This window comes from Mesorhizobium sp. P2_D1 (assembly GCF_056404455.1).
Genome location: NZ_JBFUDZ010000053.1, coordinates 1 through 22,799, shown reverse-complemented (window position 1 = coordinate 22,799; position 22,799 = coordinate 1). Strand labels below are relative to the sequence as shown.

Annotated in this window: 19 protein-coding genes and 2 pseudogenes; 6 read left to right on the top strand and 15 right to left on the bottom strand. The window is 60.4% G+C overall.

Features of this window, described 5'->3' with window-relative positions; genetic code table 11:
* Window positions 1–43: 43 nt before the first annotated feature.
* Window positions 44–394: a DUF1330 domain-containing protein gene (locus tag AC1D0I_RS26975; RefSeq protein WP_477398929.1), complete on the top strand. Its 351-nt coding sequence runs from the start codon at window positions 44–46 to the stop codon at window positions 392–394.
* A 538-nt stretch (window positions 395–932) separates the two neighbouring features.
* Here AC1D0I_RS26975 and AC1D0I_RS26970 read toward each other — a convergent pair.
* Window positions 933–1,226 (bottom strand): HdeA/HdeB family chaperone, encoded by a 294-nt coding sequence (locus AC1D0I_RS26970; protein WP_477398927.1) that lies wholly within the window; start codon window positions 1,224–1,226, stop codon window positions 933–935.
* A 567-nt stretch (window positions 1,227–1,793) separates the two neighbouring features.
* Between AC1D0I_RS26970 and cax the strand changes: the two genes are divergently transcribed.
* The 3 genes from cax (at window position 1,794) to AC1D0I_RS26955 (ending at window position 4,734) form a co-directional block, all read left to right on the top strand.
* On the top strand, window positions 1,794–2,888 hold the full coding sequence (gene cax / locus AC1D0I_RS26965) for a calcium/proton exchanger (RefSeq protein WP_477398925.1): 1,095 nt from the start codon (window positions 1,794–1,796) through the stop codon (window positions 2,886–2,888).
* Window positions 2,889–2,945: 57 nt separating this feature from the next.
* On the top strand, window positions 2,946–3,302 hold the full coding sequence (locus tag AC1D0I_RS26960; protein ID WP_477398923.1) for a potassium channel family protein: 357 nt from the start codon (window positions 2,946–2,948) through the stop codon (window positions 3,300–3,302).
* 172 nt (window positions 3,303–3,474) lie between these two features.
* The gene (locus AC1D0I_RS26955) at window positions 3,475–4,734 is read left to right on the top strand and encodes an MFS transporter (RefSeq protein ID WP_477228334.1); all 1,260 of its coding nucleotides are present in this window, start codon (window positions 3,475–3,477) and stop codon (window positions 4,732–4,734) included.
* Window positions 4,735–5,342: 608 nt separating this feature from the next.
* Here AC1D0I_RS26955 and AC1D0I_RS26950 read toward each other — a convergent pair.
* Window positions 5,343–7,040 carry a tetratricopeptide repeat protein gene (locus AC1D0I_RS26950; RefSeq protein WP_477398922.1) on the bottom strand — a complete coding sequence of 566 codons (1,698 nt, stop codon included), beginning with the start codon at window positions 7,038–7,040 and terminating at the stop codon, window positions 5,343–5,345.
* Window positions 7,041–7,444: 404 nt separating this feature from the next.
* Here AC1D0I_RS26950 and AC1D0I_RS26945 point away from each other — a divergent pair, with 404 nt between their 5' ends.
* Together AC1D0I_RS26945 and AC1D0I_RS26940 are read left to right on the top strand one after the other, a co-directional pair.
* Window positions 7,445–8,101, top strand: coding sequence for a response regulator transcription factor (locus tag AC1D0I_RS26945; RefSeq protein ID WP_477398920.1), 657 nt, complete (start codon window positions 7,445–7,447; stop codon window positions 8,099–8,101).
* Between the two features lie 150 nt (window positions 8,102–8,251).
* Window positions 8,252–8,611, top strand: a complete 360-nt coding sequence (locus tag AC1D0I_RS26940) for a response regulator transcription factor (RefSeq protein WP_095081975.1) — start codon at window positions 8,252–8,254, stop codon at window positions 8,609–8,611.
* 81 nt (window positions 8,612–8,692) lie between these two features.
* Here AC1D0I_RS26940 and AC1D0I_RS26935 read toward each other — a convergent pair whose 3' ends face one another.
* From AC1D0I_RS26935 to AC1D0I_RS26875, 13 genes and pseudogenes are all read right to left on the bottom strand, one after another.
* Window positions 8,693–8,974, bottom strand: coding sequence for a hypothetical protein (locus AC1D0I_RS26935; RefSeq protein WP_477398918.1), 282 nt, complete (start codon window positions 8,972–8,974; stop codon window positions 8,693–8,695).
* Between the two features lie 163 nt (window positions 8,975–9,137).
* On the bottom strand, window positions 9,138–10,220 hold the full coding sequence (locus AC1D0I_RS26930) for a cysteine peptidase family C39 domain-containing protein (RefSeq protein WP_477398916.1): 1,083 nt from the start codon (window positions 10,218–10,220) through the stop codon (window positions 9,138–9,140).
* Between the two features lie 180 nt (window positions 10,221–10,400).
* Window positions 10,401–10,684, bottom strand: a pseudogene (locus AC1D0I_RS26925) (phosphoketolase family protein); the annotation flags it as partial.
* A 45-nt stretch (window positions 10,685–10,729) separates the two neighbouring features.
* Window positions 10,730–11,800: an AI-2E family transporter YdiK gene (ydiK, locus tag AC1D0I_RS26920; RefSeq protein WP_477398949.1), complete on the bottom strand. Its 1,071-nt coding sequence runs from the start codon at window positions 11,798–11,800 to the stop codon at window positions 10,730–10,732.
* 74 nt (window positions 11,801–11,874) lie between these two features.
* Window positions 11,875–13,260, bottom strand: a complete 1,386-nt coding sequence (locus AC1D0I_RS26915; protein WP_477398914.1) for an amino acid permease — start codon at window positions 13,258–13,260, stop codon at window positions 11,875–11,877.
* Between the two features lie 34 nt (window positions 13,261–13,294).
* On the bottom strand, window positions 13,295–14,230 hold the full coding sequence (gene arcC / locus AC1D0I_RS26910) for a carbamate kinase (RefSeq protein ID WP_477398913.1): 936 nt from the start codon (window positions 14,228–14,230) through the stop codon (window positions 13,295–13,297).
* A gap of 4 nt (window positions 14,231–14,234) precedes the next feature.
* Entirely contained in the window at window positions 14,235–15,239 is a 1,005-nt protein-coding gene (locus tag AC1D0I_RS26905) for an ornithine carbamoyltransferase (protein WP_095081987.1), read from the bottom strand.
* A 31-nt stretch (window positions 15,240–15,270) separates the two neighbouring features.
* Complete coding sequence (locus AC1D0I_RS26900) at window positions 15,271–16,500, bottom strand: arginine deiminase (RefSeq protein WP_477398911.1); 1,230 nt, start codon at window positions 16,498–16,500, stop codon at window positions 15,271–15,273.
* A 306-nt stretch (window positions 16,501–16,806) separates the two neighbouring features.
* Window positions 16,807–16,977: pseudogene (locus AC1D0I_RS26895) on the bottom strand (TorF family putative porin); the annotation flags it as partial.
* A gap of 200 nt (window positions 16,978–17,177) precedes the next feature.
* A complete protein-coding gene (locus AC1D0I_RS26890; RefSeq protein ID WP_477398909.1) occupies window positions 17,178–18,116 on the bottom strand; it encodes an amino acid ABC transporter substrate-binding protein in 939 nt (312 codons plus the stop codon).
* 38 nt (window positions 18,117–18,154) lie between these two features.
* Entirely contained in the window at window positions 18,155–19,498 is a 1,344-nt protein-coding gene (potE, locus tag AC1D0I_RS26885) for a putrescine-ornithine antiporter (protein WP_477228313.1), read from the bottom strand.
* A 30-nt stretch (window positions 19,499–19,528) separates the two neighbouring features.
* On the bottom strand, window positions 19,529–21,892 hold the full coding sequence (gene speC, locus AC1D0I_RS26880) for an ornithine decarboxylase (RefSeq protein WP_477398908.1): 2,364 nt from the start codon (window positions 21,890–21,892) through the stop codon (window positions 19,529–19,531).
* 3 nt (window positions 21,893–21,895) lie between these two features.
* On the bottom strand, window positions 21,896–22,799 hold a 904-nt coding region (locus AC1D0I_RS26875; RefSeq protein ID WP_477398906.1), incomplete at its 5' end, for an Orn/Lys/Arg family decarboxylase.

The window sequence follows — 22,799 nt, the reverse complement described above, 5'->3', positions numbered from 1 at the left end:
ATCCAGCCCATGTTCCTACGTGATAATCCAAGGAGTTAACGACATGAAGACCTATCTCATCAATCACCTTCGCCTTCCGGGGAACGTCCCGAAGGTCGAAGGACTGCTCTACCTCGAACAAGTCGAGGCCACTGTCGCACCGTATGGCGGGAAGTGGCTTGCTCAAGGCCAAGCTGACGTCATCGAAGGTGCATGGCCCGGTTCGGTGGTGCTGATGGAATTCCCAGACCGAACAGCTGCCACCTCCTGGTWCAATTCACCTGAGTATCAAGCGATACTGCCGCTACGCACCAAGAACGCAATCTCAGATCTTGTGCTGATTGACCACCTTCCGGAGGGCTTCACGGTAAAGGGTTTTGCCGCAGAGATTCGTCGAGCAGTTCAGGGAAGCTGAGGATACTTATCTCGGAGTGTCTCTGAAATGCCGAGTGTGTTTGGCGCGAGTGCCAGTCGCGGTGTCGTTTCCACCAATTTCGTCGGATCAAACACCGCGTGTTTCATCCCTTCTAGTGTAAGCGCCGCCTTGAGCGTCGCGATACGTGCTTCAATGTCGGCACTCCTCATAAAGGTTACTCGGGCAACCCGCGCCCCCAGTGGGTTACTGGAGATGTCGGCTTTCGGGCAGCCGCAAAGATGGACTCTAAGTTTGAGTTGAGGCGAAAGCGGGCGTGCAGAGCTTGGTCTTCGACTGTACCAGAAGTGAACATTGGTCACACAGATTCGGAGAAGGTTAGTTCTGGGTTCGTGTCCCTCTACCACATTTCAGCAAATTCAATCAGTGGCTTAAGTGCCATCAAGGCATAAGGGCGCGAGTAGCCGGGTCGTCACAGGGAAGCCCGCCAGTGCGTTTCCTGAACAGGGCCCGGTCCGACACCGGTTAACCGGGCCGTCGAGTCCAGGCGCCCGTCAGCTAGGCTTCATTTAATCTTCTGCTACATCTTGGCGACCGCCTCTAACGCGCTCGCCACCGTGGCGTCGGGGTGCTTCTTGCAATAAGCAGCGATCTTCTCTGCATTGGCATCTGTCTTGTCAGTGTCGATTTTGGGGTTGCCAGCTTTGCCATGGACATAGCCGTTCACCCACATGGCAACGCGAGCAATCTTGGCGGGCCGCATAGCAATCACCTCCTTGCAGGTGAGCTTCGACATGTCCACTTCCTCCGCCATTGTGTGGCCGGTCAAACCGATAATCGCAACTGCGAGTGCAATCGGCAAATAGCGTTTCATGGTCAGAGTCTCCTCCCAAAAGCCCCGCCTTTGGCTGGCTACCAAGAAACAGTAGTATTCTGTTGGAAGTATGACATTCACGCCCCGTTGCTCTTCGGCGATAGATCAGCCCGATGCCTTGCATACGCACTCGGAACACTTTCAAGCGCGGTTTCAGGTCGATCGTATCGACTGGTAGCCGGCCACCGGTGATCAACCAGTCGCGCAGGATGGTCCGTAGCACTTCTGACCGTGGCAGGTTCAGTTCGCCAGCAACCAAGCCGATCGATTCGGCCACATCCGGATCGAGATCTATGCCTTCTACGTTTCGCAGCAGCAGAGCTGCCCGCCGGAGCAATATCTGCAGGTCGTATGGCCAAAACCTGAGCCCGCCATGCCGGGCGGCCGAACAAGATCGCGCACGACGCTTTGCTATCTCGTCGAGCGCTGGTATCATCGAGGGCGTCAAATGCGGCTATGGTGTGAGTTTCGGTTATCCGCCGGCGGATCTTATAATCGCTACCCGTAGCCAGGTGCATTGTCAGGGCAAACACCGATCCGTCTGGGCGACCGAACAGGAGTGAACAGTTGAGCCCCCTTCTGACGGAGATTCGCCAAAGCCCCATGCTTTGGTTGCTGGTCGCTGTGCCGGTGGTGTTCGCCGCCGCGAAGTTCACTCCCGAAGCCCACACGGCGCTCTTTGTCTTGTCGGTGCTTGCCATCGTACCGCTGGCGGGGTTGCTCAGTCACGCTACCGAATCCGTTGCCGCCGAGACAGGTGATGCCGCCGGTGGGCTACTCAATGCCACCTTGGGAAATCTGACCGAGCTGGTCATCGCACTGGCCGCCCTGCGCGCCGGAGAGTACACGTTGGTAAAGGCATCCATTGCCGGCGCGATCGTCACCAACACGCTGTTCATGCTGGGGGCCTCGTTCCTGCTCGGCGGACTCAGATACCATTTCCAGGAATTCAATAGAGCCAGCGCGCGTCTTCAGTCGGGTCTGCTTTTCTTGGCAWCAATCGCCCTCCTCATGCCTTCGGCTGTCGCAGAAGTGGACTCGACCTCAACTGCAGCGGTCACCCAAAAGCTCAGCCTTGGCCTGGCCGTTCTGCTGATCGTCGGATATGGACTAGGCCTGTTGTTCTCGCTCCGTACACATCGTGAGGTCTTTGCCGCGGCGGAGCATGCCGAAGCAGGTGAAGCACCGTGGCCGATTAGACTGGCCCTAGCCACGCTGGTCGGTGTCACAGTACTCGTGGCCCTGGTCAGCGAGATCTTCGTCGAGTCAGTTCAAAAGGCAGCCGAAGCTTTGGGGATGACCCCTGCTTTTGTCGGCTTTATCGTCGTCGCACTGGTTGGTGGCGCCGCCGAAATGGCCTCGGCGTTTTCCGGCGCGCGCAAGAACCGGCTCGACTTGAGCGTGGGGATCGCGCTGGGAAGCGCTTCCCAGATCGCTTTGTTCGTTGCACCCGTGCTGGTGCTGCTGAGTTACCTGGTCGGCCCGTCGCCGATGGACCTGCAGTTCTGGCCGGGTGCCGTGGTGATGGTGCTAATCGCGACCCTAACCGCGATGTTCGTCACGAACAGCGGACGGTCGGCATGGTTCGTCGGCGTCCTCGTGTTGATGGTATACATAATCTTCGCCATGACGCTGTACATCCTGCCGCCGGCTATACCGTGAAGTCAACGTGACCATCGGCGGCGTTCCTGACCGTGAACAGCAGAAAGGTCGGAGATCATGTCGGCAAAGACACGCGACAAGACGCAAGCAAGGCAAATGAGGCGTCTGTTCTTCTTGGCGCTCGTCCAGCAACTTCGTGTGGTCTGGCCCATCCTGTCGGGGATTCTCCTGGTCATGGTTGGGTCCGGGCTTATGATCTGGCGCATAGAGAGTTGGCGGATCGACGAGGCCCTCTACTTCACCTTCGTGACAGGGCTCACTATCGGCTATGGCGACTTTACGCCCAAACATGTTTCGGCGCGGTTGCTGTCATTGGTGATCGGTTTCGCAGGGATTGTGCTGACTGGGCTCGTTGCGGCTGTCAGCGTGCAGGCTCTGAGGGTGACGGACCGCGATAGCTCAGGATCGGATTAGCCCAGCCATACCTCAAAACCATGCCCTTGAGGTGGCGCGAGGCTCAGGCTGCGTGCTTCTCATAAGACAATAACGTGCCCTCTTTGCGCACTTATGTATGGCTCATGTGTTGACTTTGGGCGGCCGGCGGTCAGTTAGTGTGGGTGCCAAGTCTGTTGAGCCCGATCGGAAGATGCTGGGTTACCTCTTACCTATCGGCTACCGCCCGATCCTGTCGCTTCTTCGCGGCACTGGATTCCTGCTTGCAGCGACAGGGTTGCATGGCTTGCTCTTGCCGTTGCGTGGGCAGGCGGAGGGCTTTTCGACAGCGTCGCTTGGCTTGCTCGGAACTGCCTGGGCGGGCGGCTTCGTCGCCGGCTGCATCTTCGCACCTAGGCTTGTCCGTCGGATCGGGCACGTCCGTGCGTTCGGCACCTTTGCAGCGGCTGGTGCAATCATCGCGCTGCTGACGGGTTTGATAATCGAGCAGTATGTGTGGATCGCTCTGCGCGCCTTCACAGGCTTCGCCATGGCCGGCGCCTATATGGTCATCGAGAGTTGGTTGAACGAGAAGGCGACCAATGACAACCGCGGCCGCGTCTTCGGCCTCTATATGATCGTGTCCTATGTCTCGATCATGGCCGGCCAGATGATTGTCGCCATAGGCAACATCGGGGACGCGTCATTGTTCATGGTCGCGGGGATCTTCTTCTGCCTCGCGTTGATCCCGACGGCGGTATCATCGGCAGTGACACCGCAACCGCTTGAGGATGTCACTCTCGATCTGAAAGGTCTTTATGCTACTTCCCCGATCGCTCTGGTCGGCTGCCTCATGACAGGTATTGCCAACGGAGCCTGGGGGACGCTCGGAGCCGTCTATGGTGCCCGCATCGGAATTGGCAACGCGGGTATTGCACTGATGGCAAGCGTAGTTGTGCTCGCCGGTGCCGCTCTCCAGTTTCCCGCGGGTCGGCTGTCCGACATCACCGACCGCCGCTTTGTGCTGGCCGGCGCGGCGGTCGGAGCGGCCGCATTCGGACTTCTCATCTTCGTACTCCAGCCACGATCGGCGGCACTCGTGATTGTCACCACCGCAGCCTACGGGGGCCTGGCCTACACCCTCTATTCGGTCGCAGTGGCGCATGCAAACGACCACGCCCGCCCGGACGAGTTCGTCAAGGTGTCGAGCGGTCTGCTGTTATTCTATGGGTTCGGCACAATTGTCGGGCCGATGCTGGGAGCCGCGGTGATGACCAAGATGCGACCGGAGAGCCTGTTCCTCGCAACGGCCCTCCCTCACGCAGTGCTCGCCGCATATGCTCTCCTGCGTATCAGCCGCCGCGCTCCGGTATCGCAGGCTGCAAAGGGGGCGTTCAGGACACTGCCGGCCGAACGGGCTGTCACGCCCGAGTCGCTGCGGCTCGATCCACGCACCGTCCCGGCCGCAGAGTGAAACAAAGCATGCGCGGCAGCATAGTTCGGGTCGAGCAGACGCACTGAGCCCGTTTCGCGGACTACGATCAGACTGGCTGTCCGCCTCGTTCAGGCACCAGATGTGGTGGCGGCCTTGCTTGCGTACGGCACCCTCGACCTCCTGTCATCGGGCGATGACAACACGGCGTAGGCGATCAGTGGGGCGATGCTGGCATAGATGCCGGTCTCGGGGGGCAGTCCGGCGATAGCGGGATAGGTGCGACCGCCAGCCCGCGCGAGCGCGAGATTGTTGGCTGGACTCTTGCGGCTCCTCGGTTGCCGGTGTTTACGAGCCTCTCAGGCTATCGATTGGGCTGGTTGCGCAGCGACGTGTCGGCCGGACTCGCAGTGGCAGCCGTGGGGCCTCCTTGTCGTTTCCGAGCAAGTGAGATTGGTGGCCGGTAAGATGCTGGCAATCGGCGCCATCGGCATCGGGCCAGTTCGGCGCGCTGGTCGCGAAGGTGCAGTGGATGTGCCACCAGCGAGCGGGTAAGGACCGGGGGAAGGACTCATCGCCGGGACGGCGACGAACTCCGAGCCGGAAGGATGTCGTTCGAATGCCGCGGCTCCGTGCCCTCGTCACACGGTTCAGTGGCGTGTGACCTCCGTCGAAAGCCCGGCTTCTCGCAATGCTGCCAAGACCTTGTCGGCCAGGTCGGGATTGGCGTTGACGCCGGCCAAGTCGGCCAGAATGCCGCCGCCACGACAAGGAGCGAGTTCAACAATCCTCTGGACAGCCCGGGCGGCCTCTTCCTTCCGCCCGAGGCGAACGAGGGAGATCGCTCGGGCCACAAAGCCATGCGTCACGTCCGGCATGTCCACATCACGCGCTTCGGCCAGCGCCTCTTCGTAGCGTCCGTTCACGAAATGATAGAGGGACAATCCCACGCAGTTGGCGCCGAGCCGCGACAGTTGTTGTGCGGAGGCCTTCTCGAGCAGTGGAACTCCTTTGCCCCATTCACCCAGCAAGGACCAGATCAGACCCAGATCGGTCATGATGTCTGTCGCGTTGGGGTTGAAGGCGAGGGCCATCTGCATGGCCTTCAGGCTGGCGGGCACGTCCTGAGCAAACCAATAAGCCAGTCCCCGAGCATGATGGCCGCGGCTGGAATCGGGAGCCAGCTGGACCGCCCTATCCGCAAGCTCTATGGCCTGCCGGCGCAGTCCAGAGGGGGACTCCGTGGGTGCGAACCCAAACCGATGCCCATCGGTGTACAGTTGAGACAGGCAGGCGAACGCCTCCGCATAATCCGGGTTGGTGATTGCGGTTCGTTCGAGACACTGACGCGCACCTGAAAAGAGGTCCCTCCGGTAGGTCCGCTTGTACTCGTAAAACCTGATGACGCACTCGACAGGACTTAGGGACCGCGGTTCCTTCGCTTGGGCAGCGGCATAGGCTATGCTGCTGATGACGCCGTAGGGTTGTGCCAACGCGCGCACGAGCGAATTCGCCACCTCGTCGCGGATGCTCAGCACATTCCCGCATTGGAGGTCTCGTTCGAAGCTCTGCCCCCAGAGCACCCGCCCGGTCCGTGCTTGAACTAGAACGGCTTTCACGTTGAGAGAGCCGGCGAAGAGTGCGGTGCTGCCGCTCAGGACAAACTCCCCATTCGCATTACGGCGTTGCTCACCGGCTGCCGCCGATGCGTAATGCGCGTCCGAAGGCCGTTCAAAGACGGCGATTTCGGGGAAACGAGCTAGACCGATTGTAACCTGTTCGGCAAATCCGCGATTGAAATGCAGGAACATAGATTGATCGCCTTCGGCATCAAATGGCGCCACAAGGATCGTCGACGCGCGCTCCGTTCCAGCCGGTTCGCTGGGGGCATTCGCCTGTGCGTCATTAGCTGACGGTGACCAGAGGGCAGCAGTCTGAAACTCGGGCACATAGCCGCCTTTCGGCATGGCAATCCTGATCGAGCTGTTGTCGCCGCAGGTGAGATAGAAGCGCTCAAGCGATCTGCGCAACCGGCGGGCTTCCATCCGTACCACCGGATCAAGCTGGGGATCGAAGTTGACGTCGCGGCCAAACACTTCGGTCGCGATGTTGTATGCCTTGATGCGCCCTCCCCTGCCTGCCAGCGCTTCTTCGACCACATATGCAAGGAACCGCCGATTGCGCTCAGACGCGTCGAACCGAACGGAATCCATCACGCGGTCCAACTCGCGGTGGATTTCATCGGAGCGCGATGTTGCAGGATCAGCAGTCGCTGCGCCGTCATAGCGGTCCAACGCAGCGGCGGGAGAGGGGGTAGTCAGGCAGCGCATCTCGTCCGCGTCAATCATTTCGACCCTCCACGAAGGCAGAGACCTGCTCATCGACTCTCGACCGTTGACATTCGCGCGAATGGGAGCAAGCTCTAAACTTAGAGCGGGGAGATGGGAATTGTACCGGCGATCAGTGGCCGTCAAGACATTGTCCCTAGGGACAAGTTACAACCAGGTAACGCACCGCCGAAAAGAAAGAATGCTTTTCACGTTAATACAAAGTTAGGTAGTGCGATTCTGCCTAAGATAACGTCAAATGGCAATTTTGGCATGGGCACCTTTCGATGAAGCCCTGGGCGACCAAGTTCATGCTGAGAACGCGAGCTGGGCGCCGGCTGTGGGTTGTCGCTCTTGACTGAGAAGGATTGCGGCGCGGCGTTCTACATCACGCTGCTCGCGAATGCCGGTGCGATGTGAATCCGATGGGCAGCCTAGTTCATATTGTAGACGACGATAGCATGTTCCGTCATGCAACCGCGCGGCTGCTGCGCCTGCACGGCTACGAGGTTGTTGAATACCCCAGCGCAGACCAGTTTCTGGCGCAGGTTTGCGCCGGGGCGGAAGTTGGCTGCATTCTCCTCGATGTCAGCCTGCCCGGCTTGAGCGGGCCTGCCCTGCAGCGGCGACTGGTCGAGATTGGTTCGCCGTTCCCGATCGTCTTCCTCACGGGTCACGGCGACATTCCGACCACGGTCACGGCGATCAAGTCCGGCGCCGAGGACTTTCTGACCAAGCCGGTGGCGGGTCAGGCCTTGCTCGAAAGCATCGGACGCGCGATCGCGCGGCACGATACAGAGTCCAAGCACCAGCAACGGATGCGAGATGCGCACGCACTGCTGGAAACGTTGACACCGCGCGAGCGCCAGGTGTTCGACTTCATCGTGCGGGGGCGCATGAACAAGCAAACGGCTTACGCTCTCGGTATTACCGAACGGACGATAAAAGCACATCGGCACAGGATATTCGAAAAACTGGGCGCCCGGACGATTACCGACCTCGTCTCGCTCGCCGAACGCTTGGGAATTCTGTCAGAGCAGGCCGACGCCGACCTGAGCTCGTCCGCGAAGTCGCCTGCCTGACGTTTTTGCATTTGCTGTAAGATTTGCGTCCAACATGTCCGACTGGACAATAGCAGCGATCGCGTTCGCCTTGCTATTCTGGATCGAGATCAACCCCGACAACCGAGTTGAGCAGCTACTCTGGATGTCCAATCTGGATGAATAGGGTCCATGCGCATACTGGTCGTCGATGACGATCCCGGTTTTCTCAAGGGAATCGCGAGGCTGCTGAGAGCAAAGGGCTTCGAGGTTACCGGGTATTCCTCCGCCGAGGAATTTCAAGCGTATGCAGACCTGCGCGATGCGGCCTGCCTCATCCTAGACATCCATCTTAGCGGCATCTCGGGAATAGAACTCGCGCTTCAGCAGCGCAGATCAGGTTCCGATGTCCCGGTCATCTTTATCACCGGCAATGGGCATAAGGCGACCCAAGACGCCGCCATGGCTGCAGGCTGCGCAGCCTATCTCGAGAAGCCGTGTCCGGCAAAAACATTGATGGACGCCTTGTCTGCCGCCCTGCAACCTCGCTGAGCCACGCTTGCCTCCCTGGCGCGGTTATGAATGAAGGCAAGTGATGAGGCGCCCCAGGATGTATGGCATCCGACATCGCCGCTACTCCTTGTTAACCGTCGGCCGCTCTTCGTCACCCAGCAAGCGGCGGATGATCTCGTCTTCGAGTTCGGACACCAGGGTCGTGTATTCGGAAATCTCTGCCGGCCGCCTTGGCTTCGCTTTCTTCAGTCTGGTGAGCGTCGCGCGAGCCAGCCGGTAGTCTTCACACATATCCCGCAAGACCTCGTCCGAGATGCTGCGGGTCTTGATCAACTCCGCCACATCAACGAACCGGACCATCGCGGCCGTCAGCGGCATTGACCTGTTGCTCGGGTCTTTCATTGGTACTTCGCAGACACTCGCATTAGTTTGCCCCTTCGCCTGCAGGATGCACAGCGGCGACAAGTAAGTTACAGTAGCCGGCGCAACGGCCGTGAGGCAGTTGCGCCTTCCATTTCGAAACTCCTGGCGGCTCACCGGAAATACCGCTGCCCGAGCCGCCGGATCACGCGGTTGATGGCACAATCCAACCGCCCATTTTCGCGAGGGCAGCGGCAGAGATCATCTTCTGTTCGGCAACCGTGCCTCCGTGACGGCGCGTCACATCGTTGAACCGCGACTCCCAACGGTTCTCCAACAGAACGACGACTTCGGAATGCCCAGGACGCAGTCGCTCCGCGCGCCGGCGAAGGTCGTCAGCAGACAGACCAAAGTCACCGGCCCCAGCCGCTCGCGCCGCCGCCTTTGCGCTCGTCCGGATTTCTGCCGTGTCGCCGCGCGCTTGGGCTGCAAGCGCTGCGATCAAGGCATTGACCTCGACGACGTCCTCGCCGTCCTCCAGGCGCCCACCTTGCATTCCCGATATCCTGCCCTCGCTGTCCTTTCTCGTAATCGCGAATGCATCCGGGCGAACCAACCCGCCCTCGAACAGCTGTTTCAGTTCGGCGAGGAAATCGAACGGCAGCAGATATCGCGGGAAATGGATGCTTATCAGATCTATGGAACCTAGCTGGCTCAAATCGAGCTTTGACAAGTCGAATTGATCGGTGCCTGGGCGTATAGCCGACTCGTTTCCCTTTATGAATATTGCGACGCGATGCATTTCGGCAGACCTGGCATGCGCGATGCCTCCCATGATCTGATGCCAATGCTCGTCGAATGCCGATCTGGGCACGAAGCCCTTGCCCATCCGTATGTACGGGTCCTGGAAGTAGACGTAGTCGGCGTCGACCGAGAGAACCACAATGTAGTGCCCGCAATCCCACTCGTCGGCCGCCGATTCCGGCGTGTCCTTCTCGCTCCTCCAGACCTGCCCCAACGCGATCACCGGATGACCGGCGGACGTGAACCGCTCCAGATCGTCGAGACTAGAGTTCTCTTTCATCTCGGCATCGAAACCCAGCGCGCGAGCGCCACGAACCAGATCTTGAGGAAAGGTGCCGACCTCGGGATTAGTGCCGAGGAGCCTCATCAGAGCCTCCTCTTCCATCTCCTGGCCCCAATAGCTGAACACCGACTGCAAGGCCGATGCGCCGCAGGAGTACTCGGTCATCTGTCGGGTCTGTTTCAAAAGGCGGAAATGCGACATGACCCGTTGCCTTGTGGGGGGGCTGCGGCCGTCGCCGGATTATGCTGGCGCTGTAGCCGAGCGCTGAAAGAGCCTGCAGTTTGCTCCGCTATATTGATCGCGGTGTCACCCGCCACGATCAATAAGCAGAAGGTAAGTTACGGTAGCACAAGGCACAGCTGCTGGCCGTCGTTCGGCGGCTCAGATGTTGTCCTCCTCGGTCGAGGTTCTCCGCTCGCTGCCGGCATTTCCCGTCAGGCCCCATTTCCATCCACTGATCTCCGGCATGTCGTCGCGCTTGTCAAAGTACTGCTTGTGCTCGATCAGCTTCGCGTGAATTGCCTGCCTGAAGTAGGCAGCGCGCGCTCCAGCAATCGATCAATCACGTCCTCCACCAGACGGAAGCGGTCGAGGCAGTTCAATACCACCATGTCGAACCGAGTACTCGTGGTGCCCTCTTCCTTGTAGCCGCGGACGTGCAGGTTGTTGACGAAGACGCTTTCTTGCTACATCGCCGCGTTATCGGCGTATCACTGCCTCGCCACGACAGGCGTCGGATCTTCCTGCATCCAGGCGTTCAGCAGGGTATAGGCCACGGCTAGGACGGTAGGGCCTATGAAGATGCCGAGGATGCCGAACGCAATCAGCCCGCCAACCACCCCGGCAAGGATCAGAAGCAAGGGCAAGTCGGCCCCTCTCCGGATCAGGATCGGTCGAATGAACTGGTCGATCGTCATGGAGACAATTGCGAAGAGCAGCAGAACGGTCGCGCCGAGGGTGCTGCCTGAATAGTACATCCAGATTACTGCCGGGATAAGCACCAAGCCTGGACCGAGTTGTATCAGGCAGAGCACGAACATCAGCGCTGTGAGCAGCACCGCGAATGGCAGGCCGACCAGCCGCAGGCCGATGCCGGCTATGATGCTCTGTGCCAAGGCCGTCACAACGACCCCCAGCGCCACACTGCGAATCGCCTGACCCGCCAAATAAATGGCCTTCTCTCCACGATCGCCGGCCAATCGTCGGCCGAAGAGTATCATCGCAGCCGCCGCCTGTTCCCCCTTGGCGTACATTACCGCCGCGATGGCGGCAGTCAGCAGGAATTGCAGGAGCATGCTGCCGAGGCCTCCGGCAGCCGATGCGATCCACTGTGTCAGCGCGCCAGCATAGGGAGTAAGCTTGGGTGCCAGTTCATCCAGGCCAGCCGAAGACAACCTACCCCATGCCTCGGCGGCCCGAGCCCCAACCACGGGAATTCCGGCCAGCCAATCCGGGGGGGGCGGTACCCGCAGGGACAGCAGCGTGCGCGCCATGTCGCCGATTACATCTATGTTGGTGACGACTGTGCTCACCGCCGCCCAAAGCGGCACGATAAGAACCAGCAGCACCGCCAAGGTCATCACTAATACCGCAATGCCACGGCGGTTGCCGGCGTAGCGCTGCACGCGAAGCAACAATGGCCAGGTCGCGAGAACCAGCGTCGTAGCCCAAAGGAGCGCCGGCAGGAACGGCCGCATGATCCAGATGCTGGTAACAAGCAGACCGCCGATGAACAGCACGGTCAACGTGATCCGCCCAAGGTCCTGGTGCCGGGAGGTCACCGCTGGAACGCTTGGCGGCGTAGGGTTGTCCGATTCCAGAAGAGGACCACCGATCGGCATGACTGGTGCCTCTATCAGGCCATTGTGATGGCGCGTCGCCGCTGCCAGACGTACACCGGAATACCGAGCAGCAACAGGACCAAGCCATAGAGGACCGGCTCCGCTCCGCAACCATAGAGCGTGAACATGGCGAATACGAACGCCACAAGTTCGACGGCGGTCACGCGCGGGATACGCGCGCCGCCGCTGACACGTGCCGAGACAAGGCTGCCTGCCAAGGCGCAGAAGGCGTAAGGGATGACCGCTGCCATCGTGCTCAAGCCAACGACCAGTGTGTAGAACGCCGAGAAGCCTCCTGACCCGGCAGCCTGAACGAGAACGAGCAGGGTCGCCAACACAGCCGAAACCACGATTCCGATCGCCGGGACATTTCGCGACGACAGGCTGCCGAAAAGCGGTGGGAACAGCCCGTCGCGCGCCGCCGCCATTGGCACCTGCCCCATCAGCAAGGTCCAGCCATTCAGCGCACCGATCGACGACAGGATCACCGCGATCGCAATCGAGATCGCGCCTGCGCGCCCCCACATCACACGAGCTGCGTCGGAGAACGGAGCGATCGAATGGACGAGTTCCTGCCGCGGCAAGACGCCCATGACCACGATCGTTCCTAACACATAGAGGGTCGCAGCGATTGTGATCCCCAGCACCGTTGAGCGGGGAATCGTGCGCTCCGGGTCGCGGACATCGCCGGCAGGGACAGTGGCCGACTCGAGCCCCAGGAAAGCGAACATTGTCAGCGGCGCAAGCGCCGCGCCTGCTTGCAGGATTGGCATGCCRCTCGGATTGAACTCGCTGAAGTGCGAGGTGTCGACGTAGAGCAGGCCCACCACCGCGACGGCTCCGAACGGCACCAGCTTGGCGTAGGTTGTGACCTGCGACATGAGGCCGGCGGCGCCTACCCCTCGCAGGTTGACGAACACGACAACCCAGATCGCGCCCAAGGTAAGGGCGACGACCATCCCACGACCCCGCAGCATGGGGAACAGGTCGACCACAGCCCCAGCAAGGGCGACGGCGATTACCGGCAGCGAAGCCCAGATCGATATCCAGTAGCCCCACGCGATGAGAAAGCCGGGAAAGTCGCCATAGGCCAGGCGGGTATAGGCGTAAGGTCCGCCCGTCGCCGGAGCCAAACGCGCCAGTCTGGCGAAGGTCAGCCCCAGACAGATTGCCCCTGCGCCCATTACAATCCAGGTCAGGATCGCAAGGTTGCCATAGGGGGCGACGGCAGCGGGCGACAGATAGAAACCCGACCCGACCATGTTACCGACCACAATCGCCGTGCACGCCGCTATCCCGAGGCTTTTGCGGCTTTCCGAATGCGGTGGCAGGCCCTGTTCGGGTGCGGAAACGACTCGCCCGGTGGCGGTTTCGCTTTTGGTCGGATCCAAGGCTTGCATTACCAAGAATTCCAATCTGTTGGGCGGGAGATGCCTAGTGGTAGCTAAGGCCCGTGAAGCCCCCACCGATAATTGTGCCCTTCTCGCCCCGCACGATCGCCTCGATGTCGGCAAGTGCGCCGATGGCTGCCATGTGACCCGTCGCCCTCGCAAATTGACAGGCAGCATCGACCTTCGGACCCATCGAGCCGGCGGGGAACGTGTGCTCCGAAATTGCTTCAGGACTGGCCCTGTGGATCGCCTTGGCCTGCGGCGTGCCCCACCCCAGGAATACCGCCTCCGCGTCGGTCGCCATCACGAGCAGGTCGGCATCAAGTTCGCGGGCAAGGAGCTCCGTACAGAGGTCCTTGTCGATGACCGCCTCGACGCCAACGAGCTTGCGGTCGGAATCGGGCGCGTACATCGTAGGAATGCCGCCACCGCCGGCGCAAATGACGACCGTACCTTGATCCAGCAGCCAGCGTATCGGTCGCATCTCGAAGATGCGCTTCGGTTGCGGCGATGGGACGACGCGGCGCCACATTGTGCCGTCGAGCTTGAACGTCCATCCCTTTTCGGCCTTGATCTGTTGCGCTTGCGCCTCGTCGTAGACAGGGCCGACAAACTTGGTTGGATTCTTGAACCCTGGGTCGTTACCGTCGACCTCGACCATGGTCAGCAGTGTGGCGAATGGTRCCTCGAACGGCAGCAGATTGCCGAGCTCCTGTTCGATCATGTAGCCGATCATGCCTTCCGTCTCAGCACCTAAGACATCCAGCGGATAGGCCTCGTCCGCCTTGTAGGCTGCCCCTTGCAATGCGAGCAGGCCAACCTGTGGACCATTGCCATGGCTGATGACCAGCTGGTGTGCGGAGGCAACCGGCGCCATAGCTATAGCCGCGGTACGGATGTTCCTGCGCTGGACTTCCGCCGTCATCGGTTCGCCGCGTTTCAAAAGCGCGTTGCCGCCAAGCGCGATCACGACCCGCATTCGGTCAGTCCCCCAAAGTCGCGACGAGAAGTGCCTTGATCGTGTGCATTCGGTTCTCCGCTTGCTCGAACGCGACGTTGGCTTCCGACTCGAACACGTCGTTGGTAACCTCGAGTCCGTCAGCCATGCCGTAGTTCTCGGCGATTTGCTTGCCAAGGACGGTTTCCGTGTCGTGGAACGCAGGGAGGCAGTGCATGAACTTCACCTGCGGGTTGCCGCTGGCTTTCATCATGGCAGAGTTCACTTGGTAGGGCTTGAGCAGCTTGATACGCTCGCCCCAGACCTCCTTGGACTCGCCCATCGAGACCCAAACGTCCGTATGGATGAAATGCACGTCCTTCACCGCGGCCTTGACGTCCGCAGTGATCGTCAATCTCGCGCCGGATTTCTCAGCCAGCTTCTTGGCGATGCTCGTGTATTCATCGGACGGCCAGAGTTCCTTGGGACCGCAGATACGCACATCCATTCCCATCAGGCATCCGACAATCATGAGCGAATGCCCCATGTTGGAGCGGGTGTCTCCGACGTAAGCGTATTTGATGTCGGTGATCGGCCTGTCGCCATTCTCGCGCATGGTCATGACGTCGGCGAGCATCTGAGTCGGGTGGTATTCGTCGGTCAGCCCGTTGTAGACCGGAACTCCGGCATATCTTGCGAGGTCCTCCACCCCCTTTTGCGCCGATCCCCGATACTCGATCGCGTCGAACATGCGTCCCAACACGCGCGCTGTGTCCTTGAAGGACTCCTTGTGCCCGATCTGGGAGCCGGCCGGATCGAGATAGGTGACGTTGGCGCCCTGATCGTAGCAGGCGACCTCGAAAGAGCAGCGCGTGCGCGTCGAGGTCTTCTCGAAGATCAGGCAGATCTCCTTGCCTCGAAGATGCATCTGCTCGGTGCGGGCATATTTGGCGCGCTTCAGGTCGCGGGCGAGGTCGAGCAGATGCTGAAACTCGCGCGGCGTATAGTCCTGTACCGTCAACAGCGAGCGGTTGCGGAGGTTGAAGCTCATGCGTTCTCTCCCTTGAGAAGTGGTGACCGGTTCAGTCGACAGGGTCACGCCAGACAGGACAGGTCATGCAGTGCCCGCCGCCACGGCCTCGTCCAAGCTCGGCGCCCCGGATGGTGATGACTTCCACGCCGGCCTTTCTCAGAAGCGTGTTGGTGTAGGTGTTACGGTCGTATGCAACGACCACCCCAGGCTCGAGGGCGACGACATTATTGCCATCGTCCCATTGCTCGCGTTCGGCCTCAAATGCGTTGCCGCCGGTCGGCACGGAGCGGAGCCGTTTCAAGCCAAGTGCCTCTTGTACGACCGCGAGAAGCGGCTGCTCGTCGCGACGGACTTCGAAATGCCCTTCGTCGTCCAGGGGGTGTATGCTGAAGCACCTGACCTGATTGACGACTTCCTCGAAGATCGTGACCAGATCGCGGTCGCAGAACGTGAACACGGTGTCGAGATGCATCGCTGCCCGGCTCTTGGGCATGAGGCACCCGACGACGCGCGTGGCGGCCTTGTTGCGAAAGAGCTCGAGAGCCAACTGGCCCACGGCCTCATGGGTCGTCCGTTCGCCCAGGCCGACGAGGACGACGCCGTTACCGATCGGCATGACGTCTCCGCCCTCGATCGACGCGCTGGCGAACGACTCGTCGGAGTCGCCCCACCAGATCTTGAAGTCAGCCTCTCGGAACGACGGATGGAATTTGTAGATCGCACGCTGAAGCAGCGTTTCCGGCTTGCGCGCGGGCCAGTACATGGGGTTGCAGGTGACGCCGTTATAAATCCAGCACGACGGGTCGCGCTGGAACAAGGTGTTGGGTATCGGCGGCAGGATGAATTCAACTCCTCCGAAGGCCTCGACCATCATCGCCTTGCCGATCCCGTCAGGCAGGTCGGAGATCGTAATCCCGCCGATGAGGTGCTTGCCAAGTCGCGTCGCCTCAAGCTCGTCCAGCCAAGGCCGCATAAACGAAGCGTTCTGGAAGCCGACCGAATTCGGCGTGATCAGCCTGTCGAGCACGAACCGACGCCCGTCGGCCTGCTCCAGGGTCTCGGCAAGAAGGTCATGCAATTCAAGGACTTCGATCCCCCGCTGCTGCATTTTGAGCACGAAGTCGAAATGATCCTTCTGGGCCTCGTGGACCCAGAGCACGTCATCGAAAAGCAGATCATGGCAGTTCCCCGGCGTCAGGCGTTGATGAGCGAGAGAAGGTTTGCAGACCATGACCGTCCGCAGCTTGYCTACCTCCGAATGCACCCCAACTGTCCTCATGCCCCTCGTCCTTCAAGGTACTGGCGTGGCCCAGCCCGCGATCACGTATGAAGTCCTGCGCCGCGAGACGGCACACGCCACCGGACACTCGTTCTCCCGAACGGCTCGCTGTGTCTGACATCGGACCAAGGAGAACTGGCGCTTGAAGCATTGATTGTCGTCGGCGACGTCGCAATCAAGGATCAGGGAGTAAGTTACCGTAGCGTTCCCTGCCCCTTGCCGGGAGCTCCGGCACCAGGTGAGCAGGGGCGAATGATCGCACGCGGGCGATTGGCCACGGATTGCGCTCTGCAGCTGCGCTGCAAGCTATGAAATGCGCAGGTGTCTTACTCCTCGGACATCCAGCTCTTCACGTCCGACAGTCGGGAGTTCGACACTTGGTTCAACGTAGCCCTGTATTGCCGGTCTACTGTTGGAATTGGTGATGCCGCGCGACACGTAGTCGGTCGTAAAGGCAGCCCCAAAAGATACGTTGAAGGAATCTGCGGAGTTGCAACGATATCCTGGGGCATCGGCGCCGGCGGCGTCTCAGGCCCAAGCTCCTCGTCATGAGCGCAGGCTCGCCCTGCAATCAGGATGGCGGCTGCATTGACTGCGCTATCTCATTTTTTGGCTGGCGACGTGCCGATAGGCACCACCTGCTCATCTAGCGTGGTAATATATATTCTACGTGAGAACTATTCTGGCAATGCGCTCTGACGGAAAAAGGCTGTTACCTCGTCATCTGGTGCCCCGAACCATTTCGTGTACAGATCGCGAAACTCCTTTGATGAGAATTGCAGGCTAAGGGATCGATCCACGAGCAAGCGAAAATCATCGTCGTTTCGCGCCATCGTCAGCGCAATCGGCTGAGAGGTGAACTGCCTGTCGAGAACCATCAAGTCGGCACCTGACGGGTTGCCGGCAGCGGCTTCAACGAGGATCGACCGATCCCCGAAGAACACGTCGCTCGTGCGGTCCAGCACTCGCATCGTGCCGGCATCGTAGCTGTCCACAGGAACTACCTCTGCCGTCAGTTGGAATTCGTTCAACCGCTTCTCAAGCCATGACTGCCCAGTAGTGCCGGAAACGACCGAGAAGGTCTTGTCCTCGAGGATCTGCGCCGGCGAACCACGCCAGATGGGGCCGGATGCCGGCCGGCCAGCGAGGACATCCTGCAGCGCCCGCGGAGCATCCGACCTGAGCATCGCAGCGATGCCACCGGGAAAGATGGGTATGGAAAACGACACCTGCTTCCGTCTTTCCAGCGTGACCTCTGCACCGCATAGGAGATCGATCTTGCCCTGCTCGAGCGTAGCAAAGCGATCTTCGACAGCGACCGGAACCCATTCAACTTTCAGGTCGGCAATGCCAAGCTCTGTTTTGACTTCGTCTGCCACGTTTTGGCAAAGCGTAATCGAATACCCGGTGGGCTTGCCCCCGTCGTCGAACGAGAACGGCCGGGCGTCGGCGCGATAGCCGAATACAAGTTTCCCGGCTTGGCGAACCCGATCGAGGGTAGCGGCTGAAGCCGGGATCGCGTCAAGGAGCGCAAGGGCAACGCCGATGCCCACGGCAAGGAGGCCAAGGGCACCGATACCATGCCGGCGAGCGGCTTTCTGCTGTGCGGCTTGCATGTGTTGTCCTCCTGTCGAGCGCATTGCCATGCCCCAGTTCAGGCTGCCGCTGCACGCGCCGGCGTGCCTGCCTGCCCGCTGAAACGAGGCGCAAGGAAACCCCAAATGATGAAAGCGAGCGCCGTCACCAGCATGCCGCCCATCACCGCCGAGTGGCCCGAGGCGTAGAGTGCATAGGTGCTGTAGAGCATCGCCACCGTCACGATGAACACGTTGAATGCGTACTTCGATCCGGACACGCCTGCCGACTTCATCATGATCACGAGAGCCGATAGCGCTATGATGTATGGCAGCACGTTGGTGACGACCGCCAGGTTCACCAACGCTGCGAACTGTTCGCTTAGTGTCGGTGAGATCGTCATCAGTGCGAGCAGCGATTGCACGACAGCCATCACGATCATGCCGGTAACCGGCGCCCCCATGCGGTTCACCTTGGTGAAGAATGCTGGGAACATCCTTTCGTCGGCCGCCGCCTTGCCGGTCTGGGCGATCGTGAATTGCCAGCCGAGCAGCGAGCCCAGACATGCCATGACGGCCAGAGCCATGATGATCGATCCCACGAACGGGTTGAACATATGCGCATAGGCCAGGCCGAACGGCCCGGTCGACTTGGCTAGTTCCTCGTTCGGCACGATGCCCTGAATCACAGTGGTCGACAAAATGTAGATCGCTGCGGCCCCAAGCGTTCCGAACAGGCATGCCAAAGGCACGTCGCGTTTTGGGTTCTCGACCGCGGCGGAGTTCTGGGCGGCAGATTCCATCCCCAGGAAAGCCCAAAGCGTCAGCGCGATGCTGGAGCCCATACCCCCACCCAGGCTCAGCCCGTGCGGATTCCAGGCCGCGCCGAAAGTGCTGGGGCTAAACCAGAACCAGCCGAAGACAGACAGCAGGCCCACCGGGATAATGACGCCCCAAACCGTGATCGACCCGATACGCCCGGTTATGCTTGGGCCGCCGAAGTTGGCAACTGTCGTAAGCCAAAGCAGGAAGATCAGGCTGACACATGTCGCCACCGGCGTCGCCGAAAGCGCGGGCAAGAACGACGACAGGTATCCGACAGCCGATATGCCGATGGCAACGTTTCCGATCGCAAGGGACAGGAAATACAGGATGAAGACGAGGAAGTACCCCGACTTGCCATATGCATCCTCGGCGTATGCCGACATGCCGCCCGGACGCTGATTGAAAAGGCCGGCCTGGGCAAAGCCGTACGCGATTGCCATTGAACCGAGCGCCGTGACAATCCACGACAGCAGGGATATCGCACCGACCTTTGCCATATTGGTTGGCAGCATGATAATGCCGGAGCCCATCATGTTGACCGCCACGATGAAGGTCAGCTGCATCAAATTCATGCGTTTCGGCTGCGGTTCTTGTGGCATGGTGCTCCTCCTCCGGTGTGGATCCGGCCCTCACTCTTTGACCACGTAGGTGTGGAACTTGATGCGGCCGTCGATCCTCTCCTGGTAGACGCCCTGCACTTCGTAATTGAATCCGGGAAAGCGATTGAACGACTCCTCGAATGCAAGGAAGTAATCGAGCATCGGCCGGGCTTTCTCATCCCAGCGCTCGCCCGGGACCACCACGCCGATGCCTGGCGGGTAGATCAGCGCAAGCGTGGCCGAGATGCGGCCCTTGATGGCGTCCAGCGGGACGTAGTCGACGTCGTTCGCGACCAGCGCCTCGTATGCCTTCTCGGAAGACATCGCGAGCTCGGGGAAGCTGGACGCCCTGAAGCTCTGCCGCTGCAGGTCCTTGACGTTCGCCGCACGGTAGAAATCGTGCATCTCCTTGCAGATCTTGCGGATCGTATACCCGGCATAGCGCTGGCTGTGCGCCGCGCTCACGGTCGGCAGGATCTCGGGCAATGGCGCATCGCGATCCCACAGGTTCTTGAACTTGACCAGCTTCGCGATCAGCGTGTTGAGCTTGCTCTCGTCTTCGGCCGGAGTCATCAGGAACAGCAAACTGTTCAGGTCGCACTTCTCCGGCACGACCCGCTGCTCGCGCAGATAGTTGGCGACCACCGTCGCGGGAACGCCGAAGTCGAGATAGTCGCCGGTCTTGCGGTTGATCCCGGGGGTCAGTAGCGCCAGCTTGTTGGGATCGACCATCGCGTAGCCGTCGACGTAGCCGGAATAGCCGTGCCACTTGGCTTGCGGATGGAAATTCCAGCACTGCTGCTCCCGTTTGAGCACATCCGTCGGCAGGCTTTCCCAGGGCACGTCTTCGACGTCCGGGGAAAAGGCCGAGTTGCGGATTGTCACCCTGTCCGGCACGAATGGGTCGAAGAACCACTTCTCTTCGTCACCCTCTCCATTCTCCTCATAGAAGCGGCTGAATTCGCGCAGTTTCTTGCGGCATTCGACTCCAAGCGCGATGCAGCGGTCCCACAGCATCTCGCCGGCCTTGCCCTCATGCATCTTGGCGTTCACCTCCAGCGAGGCGAACAAGGGATAGAAGGGCGAGGTAGAGGCATTCATCAGGAACGATTCGTTGAAGCGCTTGTGCTCGACGAACCGACGCTGGCCGCTGATATGCTCGTCGCGCTTGTGGATCTGCGAGGCCTGCGAAAAACCGGCGCCCTGCTTGTGGACGGACTGGGTCGAGAACAGCCCCGGCATCTCTGGCCCCAGATCCTCGATACGCATGGGACTGTGGTCTTCGAACAGCGGGTGGAAAGCGTTGTAGCCGATCCAGGCTTCATCCCACAGTACGTAGTCGCAGAGGTGTCCGATTTTCTCCATCACCTTGCGAACGTTGTAGACGGTGCCGTCATAGGTAGCGAGTTGGATGCAGGCGAGGCGGAACGGCCGCTTGGCCTTGTACCTCTCCGGGTCATCGACCAGCGGATTGTTGCGGATTTGCTCGCGCAGATAGTCCTCGTCCCAGGCACTCCAGTCGACGGCGCCGATCATGCCGAACGAGTTGCGCGCGGTCGGCAGGAAGGTCGGTATCGCGCCGGCTTGCACCAGGGCGCCCTGATGCAACGATTTGTGGTTGTTGCGGTCGAACAGTACCAGGTCGCCGCGCTTCAGCACGGCGTTGGCAACGATCTTGTTSGAGGAGCTGGTGCCGTTCAGGACGAAGTATGTCTTGTCGGCGCCGAACACGCGAGCGGCGTAGCGCTGTGCCTCGACCGCCGGACCTTCGTGGATGAGGAGGTCTCCGAGATCGACATCGGCGTTGCACAGATCGTTGCGGAAGATGTTCTCGCCGAAGTGTTTGAAGAACAGCTGACCGGTTGGCGACTTTCGGTAGAACTGGCCGCCCTGGTGGCCGGGGCAGTCGAAAGCGATGTTGGCCTCCCCGTCATAAGCCATCAGCCCCCCGAAAAATGGAGGCAAAAGGGTCTTTCCGTACATCAGTAGGCTGGCAACGACCTGCTTCGCATAGAAGGCAGGGGTCTGCTGGCCAAGGTAGATATAGCCGTCGACCTCGCCGGTCTGGGCGAGCACCGCCATGTCGGCGAGTTGCCTTGTGTCGGCCAGCGCCCAAAGCGGCGTACGGAACCCGATGCCCCGCACCGCCCTGCCCAGGCTGCGTGCGCCTTCGAGGCGATCCCCGTCGATCGATGCGATGTAGGCGCCCACCGAGGCATCCTCCGAGACGTCACGATCGGGACTGTCGGCAATCTCGATCTCGAAGCCTTCGGCCGCAATCTGGTCGAGCAGAACTTTTGTCTGGGGATTGGTGTCGTCGACAATCGCGACGATCTTGAGCAGTTTGTGGAAGGGAACCGCAGTGGTCGGTGATTTGACGTCACGCGGGATCATCTGTCACCCCTCCACTATGCAGTCGATCAGGTAGCGGCGTCCGGTCGGCGTCGGCTCGAAGCGCAGTCCGTGAATATCCGTTTCGAAACCGGGGAATTTCGTGTCGAAATCGCGCGCGTAGAGCAGGTAGTCGTGAATCGACTTGGTAGCTTTGGTGAGGCGTTCGCCAGGCATGATCAGCGGAATGCCCGGCGGATATGGCACCACCATCACCCCGAGCGTGCGCCCCATCAGCCCGTCGATCTCAACGCTTTCCACACGGCCACGCACGAGGTTCTCATAGGCATCGCACGGCTTCATCGCCATCTCCGGCAATGTCGTGTACATCTCCCGCTGCGCCCTCGGCAGATTGTCCTGGCGATAGACCTTGTGCACCTGCTCACATAGGTCCTTGAGGCCCATTTCGCCGTAGTCTGCGGGATGCGCGTCGACCAGCGCAGGCAGCACATTCTTCAGCGGCGCGTTCTGATCGTACAGCTCCTTGAAATTGAGGAGCTCGGTTACCAGCGTGCTCCACTTGCCCTTGGTTATGCCCATTGAGAACAGGACAAGGAAGGAATAGAGCCCGGTCTTTTCAATCTCGATGCGGCGCGCCGACAGGAATTTGACGACCACCGCTGCCGGGATGCCATGTTCCTGCATGTCACCGTTTGCCGATAACCCCGGGCTAAGGATCGTGACCTTGATCGGATCCACCAGCACATGGTTCTCGGCCAGACCCTCGAAGCCATGCCATCGACCGCCGGGCTTCAAGACCCACTCCGCCTTGCTCTCGGCTGGCCGTTTGGCGATGGCGTCCGGCTGCCACACGTCGAACCACCAGGAGTCCTTGACTTGATTTCTGACCGCCGTCATGGCGCGACGAAAGCTCAGCGCCTCTTCTATCGTCTCCTGAACGAGAGCACGG